Below are 16,094 nucleotides of genomic sequence, written 5' to 3' on the forward strand. Positions count from 1 at the left end.
GAAAATCATGGTTGTGTAGGGAGGCCTTTATGAGTAATATAACTAGTAAAATTGAAGAGCTTGTTTTACCTATTTTGCAAGAGATGACCTTAGAGCTCGTTGATGTTGAATATGTTAAAGAAGGTCGCGATTGGTTTTTACGTGTATATATTGATACACCTTCTGGTGGCATTGATATTGAGCAATGTGCCCAAGTAAGTAATAAGCTAAGTGAAAAATTGGATGAAGAAGATCCTATTAAGGAAAATTATTTTTTAGAAGTTTCCTCGCCTGGGGCAGAGCGTCCTTTAAAGAAAGAAGCTGATTTTATCTCAGCTATAGGGAAATATGTTTTCATTAAAACTTATGAGCAAATTAACGGGGCTAAAGAGTTTGAAGGAACATTACTTTCTTATTCTGCTGAAGAAGGCGCTTTAATAGAAGTTCGCATCAAAACAAGAAGAGTTAAAATTCAAATTGAAAAAGAGAAAATTGCGCTTGCTCGTTTAGCAATCGATTTCTCTGCATAATGTATATTGAGGAGTGACAGCTGTGAGTAGTGAGTTATTAGATGCGTTAACTGCGCTAGAGAAGCAAAAAGGAATTTCAAGAGATGTCTTAATGGAGGCGATTGAGGCTGCATTAGTTACGGCATACAAAAGAAACTTCAATCAAGCTCAAAATGTTCGAGTGGATATCAATTTAGCTAACGGTTCTATGTTAGTTTATTCTAGAAAAGATGTAGTAGAGGAAGTTAGTGATAGCAGACTGGAGATTTCTCTTGAGGATGCACAAGCTATTAACCCACATTATGCTCTTGGAGATGTAGTAGAGGAAGAAGTTACTCCACGTAACTTTGGACGTATTGCAGCACAAACAGCAAAACAAGTGGTGACTCAGCGAGTACGTGAGGCAGAGCGTGGGTTAATATATGAAGAGTATGTTGATCGTGAAGATGATATAGTAAACGGTATTGTTGAACGACTTGATGCTCGCAATATTTATGTAGGATTAGGGAAAGTGGAAGCTGTTTTACCAGTAAACGAACAAATTCCGACTGAAACTTATCGTCCTCATGACCGTATCAAAGTTTATATTACAAAGGTTGAACGTACAACTCGTGGACCACAAGTGTTTGTTTCTAGAACACATCCAGGATTACTTCGTCGCTTATTTGAGATGGAAGTGCCTGAAATTTTCGAAGGTATTGTAGAGATTAAATCTATCGCTCGTGAAGCTGGAGATCGTTCGAAAATATCTGTATTCGCTCATAACGATGAAATTGATCCAGTTGGTTCATGTGTAGGTGCGAAAGGTGCTCGTGTTCAAACGATTGTCAACGAACTAAGCGGAGAAAAAATTGACATTGTGGAATGGTCAGAAGATCCGGTAGTTTTCGTGGCAAATGCACTTAGTCCTTCGAAAGTTTTAGACGTTCAAGTAAATGAAGAGGAAAAATCCACTACAGTAGTAGTCCCGGATTATCAGCTATCTCTCGCTATTGGTAAAAGAGGTCAAAATGCAAGACTTGCAGCTAAGCTAACAGGTTGGAAAATTGACATTAAAAGTGAGACGGATGCTAGAGAACTAGGAATTTATCCTAACGAGAATTCTCCGCAACTAATTGTAGAAGAATTAGAAAACGATATGGATGATTTTGATTTTTACAAAGACGAAGAGTAAGAATAGGAGGCTGATTTAGTATGGCCACTCAAAAAAAAATCCCATTACGAAAATGTGTTGCTACTGGAGACATGTTTCCTAAAAAAGAAATGATTCGAGTAGTTCGTTCGAAAGAAGGCGAGGTTAGCGTGGATCCGACTGGAAAGAAATCTGGTCGCGGCGCGTATGTCTCTAAAACTGTAGAAGCAGTTAACCAAGCAAAGAAGAAGAATTCTTTAGGAAATCATTTAGAAGCAAGCATACCAAATGAAATCTATGACGAGTTAATAGTCATGATCGAAAGAGAAAAATTGAAATGAATTTAGAACAACAAATTACTCAATTATTAGGACTTGCAACTAGAGCTAGAAAAACTATATCTGGTGAAGAGTTAGTCGTAAAAGAAATTAGAAGTAAAAAAGCAAAGTTAGTTATATTAGCTAATGATGCTTCACAAAATACGGCAAAAAAATTGAATGATAAATGTGCATCTTTTAACGTTGAGCTGCATGTCTTTGGAGACCGGCACGATCTCGGACATGCGACGGGAAAAGAGGCCAGGGTGGCAATAGCCATTATGGATGACGGTTTCGCTAAAAAACTGTCCGGCCTTCTCAACGAATATAACCGGGGGTGAGCTAATGACTAAAATCAGAGTTCATGAATACGCGAAACAAATTAATAAATCAAGTAAAGAAGTTATTGAGCAACTAGGAAAAATGAATATTACAGTTACGAATCATATGTCTACGCTTGAAGGGGATGCTGTAAGTAAATTAGACGGCGTTTATAAAAAAGGTGGCGCTGGAAATAATTCAGCTTCACAACAGACTAAACCTTCTAATCAAGGGCAACAAAGACCAAGTAACCAGAACCAATCTAGACCGTCTTCACAAGGACAACAGAGACCAAACAACCAGAACCAATCTAGACCGTCTTCACAAGGGCAACAAAGACCAAATAACCAAAATCAATCTAGGCCATCTTCAGGGGGACAATCACGTCCTTCAACCAATGGTCAATCACAACAAAGACCTGCAAATACGTCGAATAATCAAGGATCTAATTCTCAAGGTTCAAATAATCAACCAAAAGAGAAAAAAGTCTTTAATAATAATAACCGACCTGGAGGACAAAATCGTCCGGGTGGTCAAAATAGACCAGGGGGACAAAATCGTCCAGGCCAACGTCCAAACAAGCGTAGAAAAGGACCGACAACTCCTGTTCAACCACCAGTGCCAAGAAAAGAAAGAGAACTTCCAGAAAGAATTACTTTTACGGAATCTCTTACTGTAACAGAACTTGCGAAAAAATTAGGTCGTGAACCTGCAGAAATTATTAAAAAATTGTTCTTACTTGGTGTAATGGCAACAATTAACCAAGAGCTAGATAAGGATGCAATTGAACTTATTTGTGCAGACTACGGTGTAGAAGTGGAAGAAGAAATCAAAATCGATATTACTGATTTAGAAGTTCATTTCGAAGCTCCTGTGGAAGAAGATTCTACACACACAGTAGAGCGTCCACCAGTAGTAACAATCATGGGACACGTTGACCATGGTAAAACTACTCTGTTAGACTCTATCAGACACACTAAGGTGACAGCTGGAGAAGCGGGTGGTATCACTCAGCATATTGGTGCATACCAAGTAGTGGATAACGGTAAAAAGATTACTTTCTTAGATACTCCAGGGCATGCTGCGTTTACAACGATGCGAGCGCGCGGAGCAAAAGTAACTGATTTGACCATTTTAGTAGTTGCAGCAGATGATGGAGTAATGCCTCAAACGGTTGAAGCTATTAACCATGCGAAAGCTGCAGAAGTTCCAATCATCGTAGCAGTTAACAAAATGGATAAACCAGGAGCAAATCCTGATCGTGTAATGCAAGAACTTACAGAGCATGGTTTAGTGCCAGAAGCTTGGGGTGGAGAAACAATTTTCGTACCAATCTCTGCATTAAAAGGCGATGGTATTGATAACCTGCTTGAAATGGTTCTACTTGTTTCAGAGGTTGCTGAGCTAAAAGCTAACCCTAAACGTCTTGCTTTAGGAACAGTAATTGAAGCACAGTTAGACAAAGGTAGAGGTTCTGTTGCTACGTTATTAGTTCAAGATGGAACTTTAAAAGTTGGAGATCCAATCGTAGTAGGTCATGCATTCGGCCGTGTCCGTGCAATGGTTAATGACCTTGGCCGACGTGTGAAAGAAGCTGGTCCTTCAACTCCGGTTGAAATTACTGGATTAAACGAAGTTCCACAAGCAGGAGATCGTTTCGTTGTATTTGAAGACGAGAAAACTGCTCGTCAAGTTGGTGAAACACGTGCATCTCAAGCACAAGTGAGCCAACGTTCTGAAAAAGCACGTGTTACTTTAGACAACTTGTTTGATCAAATGAAACAAGGGGAAATGAAAGAACTAAACCTAATTGTGAAAGCAGACGTTCAAGGTACTGTAGAAGCAATGGCTGCTTCATTGATGAAAATTGAAGTTGAAGGTGTAAATGTTCGAATTATCCATACTGGAGCTGGAGCAATCACTGAGTCAGATATTAGCCTTGCAGCTGCTTCCAATGCAATTGTAATTGGATTTAACGTACGTCCTGATACAAATGCGAAACGTGCCGCTGAACAAGAGGGCGTAGATATTCGACTTCACCGTATTATTTATAAAGTAATTGAGGAAATCGAAGCAGCTATGACTGGACTACTTGATCCAGAATTCCAAGAGAAAATCATTGGTCAAGCTGAGGTTCGTGAAACATTCAAAGTATCTAAAGTGGGAACTATTGCTGGTTCGTATGTAATCGATGGCAAAATCACTCGTGATAGTGGCGTTCGCGTAATCCGTGATGGAATTGTTATTTTCGAAGGTGAGCTAGATACGCTTAAACGCTTCAAAGATGATGCTAAAGAAGTTGCAAAAGGTTATGAATGTGGTATTACGATTAAAAACTTCAATGATGTCAAAGAAAGCGATATAATCGAAGCTTACATTATGGAAGAAATTAAACGATAATGATTGTGTATGCAGAGTGTGAATTTCTCATCCCTACTGCACATTCATTGAAAGAAAAAAGAGCAGTATTACAGCGTATGCTCACTAGAACAAAACAAAAATTCAATGTTTCAATATCTGAGTTAGATCACCAAGACGTTTGGCAGCGTACTAAAATCGGAATAGTTGCCATTGCCTCTGACAAGCGTGCAGTGGAACGCGAGTTAACACTTGCCATTCGTTTTTTGGAATCTAACCCAGAATGGGAATGTATTGATATCAACAAAGAATATTTATGATAGAAGATGAGGTGTAGCAATTATGTCAATGCGTGCTAACCGAGTTGCCGAGCAAATGAAAAAAGAGTTAGGCGAAATCATAGGACGAAAATTAAAAGATCCTCGTATCGGTTTTGTCACAGTAACCGATGTAGCAGTTACAGGCGACTTACAACAAGCGACGATTTATATTACAGTGTTAAATGGTAACCGTAACGATACATTAAAGGCTTTAGAAAAAGCAAAAGGCTTTATCCGTTCAGAAATTGGGCAGCGTATCCGTTTACGAGTTACTCCTGAGTTATTGTTTGAATATGATGAATCTGCTGCTTATGGCAATCATATTGACGATTTACTAAGACAGATTAACAAATCTTCTGAGGAATAAAACACAAAAAAGAAGTCTGCTTATCCAATGAGCAGACTTCTTTCTTGTATTTTGAATATGGGGTGAATAATATGTACGAAGGCATACTTCCTCTATGGAAGGAAAAAGGGATGACCTCACATGATTGTGTCTTTAAATTACGGAAAATCTTGAAGATGAAACGAATAGGTCATACTGGAACACTAGATCCAAGTGTTGAAGGTGTGTTACCAATTTGTCTTGGTCAGGCAACTAAGGTGTCTGAATATGTAATGAATGAGGGAAAAACTTACGTGGCTACTGTTGCTATTGGAATTTCAACTACAACAGAGGATGCTGATGGAGATATAGTTTTAGAGGATAACTCGGAAAAGAAATTTTCTCGTGAGCAAATATTAAATGTACTGCAGCAACTTACGGGAGTCATTACACAAACACCTCCGATGTATTCTGCAGTTAAAGTAAATGGGAAAAAATTATACGAGTATGCAAGGGAAGGGAAAGAAGTAGATCGTCCCAGCAGACAAGTAACTATTAATGATTTAAAATTACTTGATGATGATTCCGTATTTTCTGGCCAACAAGTGTTATTCTCTATTGAGATTAACTGTAGTAAAGGCACCTACATCCGTACACTTGCCGTTCAAATAGGCGAGCTACTTGGATATCCGGCCCATATGTCATCGCTAGTGCGCACTGCTTCTGGAAATTTTACAAAATTGCAGTGTCTAACTCTTTCAGAAGTACAACAATCTTTGGAAAATGATGCTCTGGAACAAAGTATTTTACCGTTTAAACACGCATTATCCAAATGGCCATTCGAGGAACTAGATAATTCATTGAAAAAATGGATTACAAATGGCTCTGTATTGGAAATACATCCACTGCTGAATACAAATGACAAAATGGTCTTCACAGACAATGGGGAGCCAATTGCGGTATATATTAAACATCCAACAAAAAGTGGTATGATGAAACCAGAGAAAATGTTTTCATCAGATAAAGGAGAATAATATGAACGTATATCACTTATCTTATCCCAATCATTTATATAATGTTACTAACAATGAAGCTTATTCCCTAGCAATAGGATTTTTTGATGGTGTCCACACCGGACACCGTGCAGTTATCCAAGAGGCTTTAAATAAAGGTAAAGAAAAGAGTATCAAGACAGCTGTTATGACGTTTGATCCTCATCCTTCTCTTGTTCTAGGTGGGAGAAAAGAGCAAGTATTCTATATTACACCTTTGGAACAGAAAATCGAGATACTGGAACAAATGAATGTAGATGCTTTATTTGTCGTAAGGTTTACTTCAGACTTTGCGAAGCTCTCGCCTGCTCAATTTATTGACTCATTTATTAAGCATGCAAATGTTAAACATGTGACTGCAGGGTTCGATTTTACGTTTGGATCTTTTGGTAAAGGTACGATGCAGGATATGGAGGAGCTTTCTAACGGAGAATATTCCGTTTCTATAGTTGGCAAGCAAGAGCTTGCTGGCGATAAAATAAGTTCTACTAGAATACGTGAGGCACTAAAAGAGGGCAAAGTGGAAGTGGCAAAAGAGCTTTTAGGTCGTCCTTTTATGCTATCTGGTGTAGTTGTCCATGGTGATAAACGAGGTAGAACAATAGATTTTCCTACTGCTAATATCCAACCAAAGGAAGGACAATTTACTCCGGCTATTGGTGTATATGCAGTGAAGATACAGGTCCAGGAAATCTGGTATGAGGGAGTATGTAACGTTGGGTATAAGCCAACATTTAATAACCCGGAAGAAAAGAAATTATCGATTGAAGTACATATTATAAATTTCGACCAATCTATTTATGGAGAAGAAGTATCCGTGCATTGGTACAAGCGTATACGTGCCGAACAAAAGTTCAATGGGATTGACGAACTTAAAAAACAAATCGGGAAAGACAAAAATTACGCTATGGAATACTTTAAAATGTAAGCTTTTTATAATTTCTAATATCCAGAAGATAAATTTTTATGGTTATTAACCCTCTCGCTATTATTTTAAAGTAACAAATGGAATACCTTTCATAAAAGTTGCTTCGTATAAGAGATTATGCTATTCTTTATAAGTACAAAAATGTACTTAACCTTTCCTTGGCTTTCTCGATTCTCCAACGGCTGCTCAGGAACAGGGGATATTAAGATTTTTAGGAGGAAACCTATAATGGCAATTACACAAGAACGCAAAAACGAACTAATCGCTGAGTTCAGAACTCATGAAAGCGATACAGGATCTGCAGATATCCAAATCGCAATCCTTACTGAAGAGATTAACTCTTTAAACGAACATTTACGTACACATAAGAAAGATCATCACTCACGTCGTGGTCTATTCAAAATGGTTGGACGTCGTCGTAACTTATTAAAATACTTACGTGAAAACGAAGTACAACGCTACCGTGAACTAATCGCAAAACTTGGTTTACGTCGATAAGATACACCTAGGAAAGCGGGATTTATCCCGCTTTTTCTATTGGTATAAAATTTATTTCTAAGGGAAATTGTTATATATTAGTATTAGCGAGTAATTTTTGTTTTTTTTAGTAAAATATTTCGCATAGTTTCGATATTTTTGATACACTACTTATGATACATATAACCATTAGAACGTCCTTTTTTAAAGGCCGTGTTATATTTCAATTTGTACAGAAATAGCAGATAGTGAGCAAAAGAGCTTACATATACCTTTGGATATGAAAGATTTTGCGAAAATCATAGTAGAAAATAATCATCGCCTTATTTAAGGAGTTTTTTGAAGTCGAGAGGAGTCCAGAGCAATGAGTGAAAAGAAAGTATTTACACACGAATGGGCAGGCCGTCCATTGCAAGTAGAAATTGGACAACTTGCAAAACAAGCTAATGGAGCAGTATTAGTAAGATACGGAGATACTAGTGTATTATCTGTAGCTACTGCTTCTAAACAACCAAAAAATCTTGATTTCTTTCCATTAACAGTGAATTATGAAGAGAAGTTATATGCGGTTGGTAAAATTCCTGGTGGATTTATTAAACGTGAAGGACGCCCTTCAGAACGAGCTATTTTAACAAGTCGCTTAATCGACCGTCCAATTCGTCCATTGTTCCCAGATGGTTTCCGTAATGAAGTTCAAGTAATTTCTATTGTTATGTCAGTAGACCAAAACTGTTCCTCTGAAATGGCAGCGATGCTTGGCTCTTCCTTAGCACTAAGTGTATCGGATATTCCATTTGATGGACCGATCGCAGGTGTACAAGTTGGCTTAATTGGGGACGAGTTTATCATTAACCCAACAGTTGAGCAAATGGAAAAAAGCATGTTAGATCTAACTGTAGCTGGGACAAAAGATGCGATTAACATGGTAGAGGCAGGAGCTAAAGAAGTTTCTGAGGAAGTCGTTCTAGAAGCTATTATGTTCGGACACAGTGAAATCGTTAAGCTAATTGAATTCCAAGAAAAAGTGGTTGCAGAAATCGGGAAAGAGAAAAAAGAAATTCCTTTATTTGAATTAGATAAGGAGCTTTTTACGGAAGTAAAAGGGCTTTGCGAAGCTAAGCTAGTTCAAGCTATTCAAGTACAAGAGAAACATGCCCGTGAAGATGCTATATCTGAAGTGAAAACTGAAGTATTAGAACAATATACTGAAAAAGAAGCAACCGATGAAACTTTGAAGCAAGTGCGTGAAATTTTAGATGCTATGGTCAAAGAAGAAGTTCGTCGTTTGATCACAGAAGAAAAAGTACGTCCAGATGGTCGTGGCGTAGCTGAAATTCGTCCATTGTCTTCTGAAGTTGGTGTTTTACCTCGTACACATGGTTCTGGTCTATTTACGCGTGGACAAACTCAAGCTTTGAGTATTTGTACATTAGGGCCACTAGGTGATGTTCAAATTATTGATGGTATCGGCTTAGAGGAATCTAAACGTTTTATGCATCATTATAACTTCCCTCAATTTAGTGTAGGGGAAACGGGCCCAATTCGTGCTCCTGGTCGTCGTGAAATCGGTCACGGTGCTTTAGGTGAACGTGCATTAGAAGCAGTTATTCCAGATGAGAATGATTTCCCGTATACTCTACGTTTAGTTGCTGAAGTACTGGAATCTAATGGTTCTACTTCGCAAGCAAGTATTTGTGCTTCTACACTTGCTATGATGGATGCAGGCGTTCCACTTAAAGCTCCAGTTGCTGGTATTGCTATGGGACTTGTAAAAAAAGGTGAACATTATACAATCTTAACAGACATTCAAGGAATGGAAGACCATCTTGGAGATATGGACTTTAAAGTAGCTGGTACTTCTAAAGGTATAACAGCACTTCAAATGGACATTAAAATCGATGGATTGTCTAAAACGATTTTAGAGGAAGCTCTTGAGCAAGCTAAAATTGGACGTATGCAGATTCTTGAAAGTATGCTTGCTACTATTAGTGAGCCACGTGGAAAATTATCTAAATACGCACCAAAAATTACTGTTATCAAAATCAATCCTGATAAAATTCGTGATGTTATCGGACCTGGTGGTAAGCAAATCAACAAAATCATTGATGAAACTGGCGTAAAAATTGATACTGAGCAAGATGGTACAATTTATATCGCTTCACCAGATGAAGATATGATTGCTCGTGCAAAACAAATCATTGAAGACATTGTTCGCGTAGCTAAGGTTGGCGAATATTACCTAGGAAAAGTAAAACGTATTGAAAAATTCGGTGCTTTCGTAGAAATCTTTAATGGAAAAGATGGTTTGCTTCATATATCAGAAATCCAAGAAGAACGTACGAAAAACGTGGAAGACGTTCTTAAAATTGGGGACGAGTTATTAGTGAAAGTGATCGAAATTGACAATCAAGGCCGTGTTAACTTATCTCGTAAAGTAGTATTAAAAGAAGAAAAAGAACGTGCTGAACAAAAAGAAGATTAATTAATAATATATAATTACGTACAAGGTTGACCGTAGATCCAATCTACGGCAACTTTTTTTAAATAGTAAGAAAAGCGCAGGCACCTATGTTTGCCCCGACAAGCAAATGGGGAAAGTGAGGAGGCAGTTCCCCAGCCACCGGAGCTTTTTCCATTTGACCTCGAGGGGCAAGGTGCTGGAGCTAGACATTGACAAGAAACAAAAAAGTATATGCATAAATCGAAGAATAGATTAGATAGAGGTGTTATATTGATTAAGAAAACAACTTGTAAAAACGGATTACGTATTGTGTATGAACATATCCCACATGTGCGCTCAGTTGCAGTAGGGATTTGGGTGCAGGCAGGATCTCGCTATGAGCTGCCAGAGGAAAACGGGTTGACTCATTTCATCGAGCATATGCTATTTAAAGGAACTGCTACTCGTTCCGCAAGACAGATTGCTGAAGAATTTGATCGTATTGGTGGAAATATTAATGCCTTTACTTCCAAAGAAAATACTTGTTATTACGCGAAAGTACTCGATCATCATGCAAAATATGCTGTAGAGATTCTTGCAGATATGTTCTTTAACTCCACATTTGACCCAATGGAAATAGATAAAGAACGCCAAGTAGTACTTGAGGAAATCAAAATGGTAGAGGATACGCCGGATGATATTGTCCATGAATATTTATGGCAGGCTATGCTTCCTAATGATCCATTAGGTGCACCTATACTAGGAACGGAAGAAACATTAAATACATTTACTAGAGAATCCATTATTTCTTATATGGAAAAACACTACACACCAAAAAATGTAGTGATTTCTGTAGCTGGTAATATTTCAGAGGATTTATTGAGTCATATTGAAGCGTTATTTGGCGACTTTAAACAACCGTTAACAGAAGTGACACAGTTCAGTACTCCTACTATAAAACCTGTATATACAGAAAGTCATAAGGACACAGAACAAGCTCACTTATGTCTAGCATATCCAGGACTTAGTGTGAAGGCTGATAACATATACAGTCTGGTTGTGTTGAATAACATACTTGGAGGTAGTATGTCCTCAAGACTATTCCAAGAAATTCGAGAAGAAAAAGGGCTTGCCTATTCCATTTATTCCTATCATTCATCTTACGAGGACACAGGAGTAGTAGCTATATATGGTGGAACATCTTGCAATCAATTAGAAGAATTAAAGAGTTCAATCAATGAAACAATTCAAACTGTCATGGAGCAAGGTTTTACCGAAACAGAAATTTCGAATGCAAAAGAGCAACTTAAAGGAAACCTGCTATTAGGGTTGGAAAGCTCTAATTCTAGAATGAACCGTAACGGTAAAAACGAATTGTTATATGGCAAGCATCGTTCCCTAGATGAAGTAAGTGACACAATCGATGAAGTTACTCTTGAATCGGTAATGGAACTAACAAAAGAAATATTCTCTCATGAACCAGCGGTATCGGTAATCATGCCTAAAGACGTCGAGTGCTAATCGGCGTCTTTTTTTCGTTCTTAAAAAAGCATATACTTTTTTCAAGTGATTAAAGGGAATGATATAGGAGCTTTGTTGACTCAAAAGACTAAAAGAAAGCTAGCTCAAATACATACATTTTTTCGATTACGTCATCAAATATCTTCTGAAAGTTACAAAGCTTGCTTAGAATAGTTTGAGATGCTCCCGTAACCTTTATATTCTTTGTAATATTTACCTATACCACTTTTTCACACACCTAAAGTGAAAATTAGCAAATTATAATCCATGCTTTTTACCTATGTTTATAGGATGTATATATAGAACTACACAATTTAAATGAATCCTATGGGAAGTGTTCTATGCAACAGCCTTTTATTTTAATGGGATTTTAATTCACTTTGTTTTGAAAATGGCATATACATAAGTAGAGATGAACAAGGAGGGGACAGATTGTTACTTTCAGAACTTGCAGAAAAAGAGCTTATTCAAGTGAAAGATGGTACCAGATATGGGAGGCTTGCAGATACTGAATTACTTTTTAATCCACAAACCGGTAAGATACAAGGTTTTGAATTATTTCAAAAATCTTCGTCTTTCTTTCAATCCAATAAAACACCTAGAAAAAAAGAGTTTATATCGTGGGAAGAAATTATTCTCATTGGGAAAGATCGTATCCTTTTTAACGAAACAGACTCATCTATCGAAACCAGTGTATACCCATGAATAAAAAAATTGCGATAATTGGAACTGACCCACGCTTGAACTACTTGCAGCAATCTGTATCAGATTATTTAGACACCCAGCTCTATCCAACGATGACATGGGATAAAGAACTAAGGGAAACCGTCTTTTCATATGAACCAGATATAGTTTTTTTGCCAATCCAACCGATTCATACTGAAGGCCCTTTTGAATTACCTATAAGCTGTCAAACTGTTTTTATAGGGAAATCTACTGAAAGCATAGAGAAGGCAGTAAAAAAGGATAATATACAGACCTTTTATTATCTAGAAGATGAAGAATGGATATGGGACAATGCAAATTTGACTGCTGAGGGATTCATTAATTACTTCTACTCGCAAGAGAAACAAGTAATCTATAACAAAGAATTCATAATTACAGGTTATGGCCGGGTAGGTAAAAGGCTAGCTTTAGCACTGCACCATCTTGGAGCGAAGGTTATTATCTCGGTTCGATCCGAACATCAGCTCTATGAAGCGAAAAGCTATGGTTATCAAATATCTACATTAGATAACTTACTTGAAGAACAGATGAGACCTTCACTTTACATGATAAATACCATTCCGTCCAAATGGCTAAAAAATGAAAATGCTGTTTATTTTAAAAGAGTTTTTGACCTTGCATCAAATCCAGGGTGTCTGATAGATGTAGAAAACACCCCTCTTAATTATAGTCTCTCTACAAGCTTACCAGGAATGTATTTTCCACAAGATGCAGGGCAATTACTTGCCAGAGCTGTTTTAAAGCATCTGGCTTTCTTAGAGGAGGAAAAATAGTGTTAGAAGGTCTTCGAATTGGTCTTGGAATTACCGCTTCTCACTGTACTTATGAGGAAGTAATTCCAATGATCAAGCAATTTACGGATGTTGGTGCCACTGTAGTGCCCATCATCACGTATTCTGTTTTAACAGCAGCCACTCGATTCGGTACTGGAGAAGAGTGGGTAGAAAAAATAGAAGCTGCAAGTGGCAATAAAGTAGTTTCAAAAATAGTGGAGGCAGAGCCTTTTGGACCTACTAATCCACTAGACTGTATGGTGATAGCACCAATGACGGGTAATTCAATAAGTAAGCTAGCTAATGCGCAAACGGACTCTCCAGTATTAATGGCTGCTAAGGCTACGCTGCGTAACGGTAAACCTGTCGTTCTAGGGATATCAACTAATGATGCTCTTGGTCTTAATGGCATGAATATTATGAAGCTACTCTCAACTAAAAATATTTACTTTATCCCCTTTGGTCAAGACAGTCCTCACAAAAAACCTAATTCCTTAATAGCTGATTTTAAACAGATTGTGCCCACGGTTGAACATGCAATTGCCTCCAAACAAATACAGCCTTTACTCATAAATTATGAATTATAAATATTAATAATAGTGTATTTTTATAGTATGTATGATACAATATCGCCAATATGTTTTGATTTTTGAAAGGAGAGCTTTACATGTCACAAAAATTTACAACAGCAATTGTAGGGGCTACAGGTGCTGTCGGCCAAAAAATTATTGAAAAATTAGTTGAGAGAAGCTTTCCATTTGCGGAATTAAAATTGTTAGCTTCTAAGAAATCAGCAGGTAAACAAATTGAAGTAAACGGAAAAAACTATACAATCGAAGAAGCCACACCAGAGGCTTTTGAAGGTGTTGACATAGCATTTTTTTCTGCAGGAGGTTCGATTTCGAAAGCATTAGCTAAGGAGGCTAGTAAGAGAGGCGCCATAGTCGTGGATAATACAAGTGCATTTCGAATGGATCCAGATGTTCCATTAGTAGTACCAGAGGTAAATAAGCAAGCCTTGCACGAACAGCAAGGAATCATTGCTAACCCTAATTGCTCTACTATTCAGATGGTCGTAGCTTTAGAGCCAATCCGAAAGCAATATGGATTATCAAAAGTTATTGTCTCAACTTATCAGGCAGTATCAGGAGCAGGAGCGGCAGCTATTCATGAATTGACATCTCAGAGTGAGAGAATAGCAGAAAAGCAACCCACTTCTGAAATTTTACCTGTTAAAAGTGAAGAGAAGCACTTTCCGATTGCAGGAAATGTTATCCCACAAATCGATGTGTTCAATGAGGATGGATTTACATTCGAAGAACATAAAATGATGAATGAAACGAAAAAAATTATGTCTCTTCCAGATCTCTCTATTGCTGCTACTTGTGTGAGAGTGCCAGTAGTAACTGGTCATTCTGAATCGGTGTACATTGAGGTAGAAAAGGAAAATGTAACAGTAGCAGATATTAAGCAGCTCTTGGCAAGTGCAGAAGGTGTTACTCTGCAGGATGATCCTAGTGAGCAACTGTATCCTATGCCTTACTTTTCCGAGGATGAAGATGCTGTTTTCATCGGACGTATTAGGAAGGATCCTTCTAGTGAGTATGGCTTCCATATGTGGATCGTTGCTGACAATCTCTTAAAAGGTGCGGCTCTTAATTCAATTCAAATTGCTGAAGCTCTCATCGATGAAAAAATCTTATAATTAATATTATATATACGTTGGATAGGTTAGATAAACCTACCGACATATAAGAATAGTAATATAAGGAGAAAGATTAACTTTCTCCTTTTCTAACGAAGAAGAAAGTCTGTGCTTTTTTAATTGTCAAGCTCCAGCGCAAAGCTCGTCTCAAGTAAGAGGGTTGCGGTGGCTTAAGAACTGCCTCCTAGCTTTACCATTTGCTAGTCAGGGCAGACATAAGTGCTTGTGCTTTTATTAAAAGGCGAATTTGATAAGAGGTGTAATTCAATGAATATCGGAAATATTTCTACAGCAATGGTGACTCCGTTTCACGCAGACGGTACTATTGACTTTCGCGCAACCGAAGAACTTTTAGAACACTTGCTTTCAAACGGAACAGATTCCCTAGTAGTAAGTGGTACAACAGGTGAATCTCCAACACTATCGACAGATGAAAAACTAAAGCTTATACAATTTGTAGTAGAAAAAGTAAACAATCGAGTACCAGTTATCGCTGGAACAGGTAGCAATAATACAGCTGCATCTATAGAACTTTCTCAAAAGGCAGAAGCTCTTGGAGTTGATGCTTTAATGATTGTTACTCCTTACTACAACAAGCCGAATCAGCGTGGAATGATTGCACATTTTGAAGCAATTGCATCTGCGACTTCAATTCCCATTGTAGTATATAATATTCCAGGGCGTTCCGTTGTTAATCTGGAGCCTGATTCGATTGTGGCTCTAAGTAAAATTCCATCGATCCAAATTGTAAAAGAAGCTAGTGGCAGCTTAGATCAAATGACAAAAATTTTAGCGGATACGGATGATGATTTCCTTGTATATAGTGGTGATGACGGATTGACTTTACCATTGCTCGCAATAGGGGGATCTGGAATTATATCGGTTGCTTCCCATGTAATAGGGAAAGAAATGCAAGAAATGATACAACTGTTCCGTCAAGGCGAGCATTTGAAGGCTGCTAAAATACATCAACAAACGCTACCTGTGATTAAAGCGTTGTTCCAACATCCGAATCCAGTAGTAGTGAAATATGCACTTACTAAAATTGGAGTTGAAACTGGATCTTTAAGACTTCCATTAGTAGAAATGACAAAGGAAGAAAAGCTGGAATTTGATAATGTTTGGGAGAAATATTTAGAAGCCAAGTAATTACGTGAAAAGCTGAAGAATTCAACCTTCAGCTTTTTTTATTTGTGTGAAACGGTGACGTC

At 37.7% G+C, this 16,094-nt stretch carries 17 protein-coding genes; all 17 read left to right on the forward strand.

The annotated features are described in order from the left end of the window. Nucleotides 1-29: 29 nt before the first annotated feature. Nucleotides 30-509, forward strand: coding sequence for a ribosome maturation factor RimP (rimP, locus tag ACQKNZ_RS06735; RefSeq protein WP_144538089.1), 480 nt, complete (start codon nucleotides 30-32; stop codon nucleotides 507-509). 22 nt (nucleotides 510-531) lie between these two features. After that, the gene (nusA, locus tag ACQKNZ_RS06740; protein ID WP_144538090.1) at nucleotides 532-1,662 is read left to right on the forward strand and encodes a transcription termination factor NusA; all 1,131 of its coding nucleotides are present in this window, start codon (nucleotides 532-534) and stop codon (nucleotides 1,660-1,662) included. Nucleotides 1,663-1,682: 20 nt separating this feature from the next. Next, nucleotides 1,683-1,961, forward strand: coding sequence for an RNase P modulator RnpM (gene rnpM / locus ACQKNZ_RS06745; protein WP_144538091.1), 279 nt, complete (start codon nucleotides 1,683-1,685; stop codon nucleotides 1,959-1,961). Further along, nucleotides 1,958-2,278 (forward strand): YlxQ family RNA-binding protein, encoded by a 321-nt coding sequence (locus ACQKNZ_RS06750; RefSeq protein WP_144538092.1) that lies wholly within the window; start codon nucleotides 1,958-1,960, stop codon nucleotides 2,276-2,278. The genes rnpM and ACQKNZ_RS06750 overlap by 4 nt, the downstream gene beginning before the upstream one ends. A gap of 4 nt (nucleotides 2,279-2,282) precedes the next feature. Continuing rightward, a complete protein-coding gene (infB, locus tag ACQKNZ_RS06755) occupies nucleotides 2,283-4,658 on the forward strand; it encodes a translation initiation factor IF-2 (RefSeq protein ID WP_144538093.1) in 2,376 nt (791 codons plus the stop codon). After that, nucleotides 4,658-4,936, forward strand: coding sequence for a DUF503 domain-containing protein (locus ACQKNZ_RS06760; protein ID WP_144538094.1), 279 nt, complete (start codon nucleotides 4,658-4,660; stop codon nucleotides 4,934-4,936). The genes infB and ACQKNZ_RS06760 overlap by 1 nt, the downstream gene beginning before the upstream one ends. A 22-nt stretch (nucleotides 4,937-4,958) precedes the next feature. After that, on the forward strand, nucleotides 4,959-5,303 hold the full coding sequence (gene rbfA, locus ACQKNZ_RS06765; protein WP_144538095.1) for a 30S ribosome-binding factor RbfA: 345 nt from the start codon (nucleotides 4,959-4,961) through the stop codon (nucleotides 5,301-5,303). 71 nt (nucleotides 5,304-5,374) lie between these two features. Then, nucleotides 5,375-6,295 carry a tRNA pseudouridine(55) synthase TruB gene (gene truB / locus ACQKNZ_RS06770; RefSeq protein ID WP_144538254.1) on the forward strand — a complete coding sequence of 307 codons (921 nt, stop codon included), beginning with the start codon at nucleotides 5,375-5,377 and terminating at the stop codon, nucleotides 6,293-6,295. Between the two features lies 1 nt (nucleotide 6,296). Beyond that, the gene (ribF, locus tag ACQKNZ_RS06775) at nucleotides 6,297-7,241 is read left to right on the forward strand and encodes a riboflavin biosynthesis protein RibF (RefSeq protein ID WP_144538096.1); all 945 of its coding nucleotides are present in this window, start codon (nucleotides 6,297-6,299) and stop codon (nucleotides 7,239-7,241) included. Nucleotides 7,242-7,469: 228 nt separating this feature from the next. Beyond that, on the forward strand, nucleotides 7,470-7,739 hold the full coding sequence (gene rpsO / locus ACQKNZ_RS06780; RefSeq protein ID WP_053589935.1) for a 30S ribosomal protein S15: 270 nt from the start codon (nucleotides 7,470-7,472) through the stop codon (nucleotides 7,737-7,739). Between the two features lie 343 nt (nucleotides 7,740-8,082). After that, entirely contained in the window at nucleotides 8,083-10,200 is a 2,118-nt protein-coding gene (pnp, locus tag ACQKNZ_RS06785; protein WP_154311101.1) for a polyribonucleotide nucleotidyltransferase, read from the forward strand. Between the two features lie 210 nt (nucleotides 10,201-10,410). Next, nucleotides 10,411-11,679: a pitrilysin family protein gene (locus ACQKNZ_RS06790; RefSeq protein WP_342578322.1), complete on the forward strand. Its 1,269-nt coding sequence runs from the start codon at nucleotides 10,411-10,413 to the stop codon at nucleotides 11,677-11,679. 432 nt (nucleotides 11,680-12,111) lie between these two features. Continuing rightward, nucleotides 12,112-12,384: a YlmC/YmxH family sporulation protein gene (locus ACQKNZ_RS06795; RefSeq protein ID WP_144538099.1), complete on the forward strand. Its 273-nt coding sequence runs from the start codon at nucleotides 12,112-12,114 to the stop codon at nucleotides 12,382-12,384. Then, nucleotides 12,381-13,178: an NAD(P)-dependent oxidoreductase gene (locus ACQKNZ_RS06800; protein WP_340862894.1), complete on the forward strand. Its 798-nt coding sequence runs from the start codon at nucleotides 12,381-12,383 to the stop codon at nucleotides 13,176-13,178. Before ACQKNZ_RS06795 ends, ACQKNZ_RS06800 begins: the two co-directional genes overlap by 4 nt. After that, a complete protein-coding gene (locus ACQKNZ_RS06805) occupies nucleotides 13,178-13,765 on the forward strand; it encodes a dipicolinate synthase subunit B (RefSeq protein ID WP_151110509.1) in 588 nt (195 codons plus the stop codon). The genes ACQKNZ_RS06800 and ACQKNZ_RS06805 overlap by 1 nt, the downstream gene beginning before the upstream one ends. 80 nt (nucleotides 13,766-13,845) lie before the next feature. Next, complete coding sequence (locus ACQKNZ_RS06810; RefSeq protein WP_154311098.1) at nucleotides 13,846-14,883, forward strand: aspartate-semialdehyde dehydrogenase; 1,038 nt, start codon at nucleotides 13,846-13,848, stop codon at nucleotides 14,881-14,883. A 267-nt stretch (nucleotides 14,884-15,150) separates the two neighbouring features. Continuing rightward, nucleotides 15,151-16,032: a 4-hydroxy-tetrahydrodipicolinate synthase gene (gene dapA / locus ACQKNZ_RS06815; protein ID WP_340844320.1), complete on the forward strand. Its 882-nt coding sequence runs from the start codon at nucleotides 15,151-15,153 to the stop codon at nucleotides 16,030-16,032. Nucleotides 16,033-16,094: the final 62 nt, after the last annotated feature.

The sequence above is a fragment of the Psychrobacillus sp. NPDC093200 genome, from assembly GCF_050280345.1.
In the GTDB taxonomy this organism is placed as follows: domain Bacteria; phylum Bacillota; class Bacilli; order Bacillales_A; family Planococcaceae; genus Psychrobacillus; species Psychrobacillus faecigallinarum.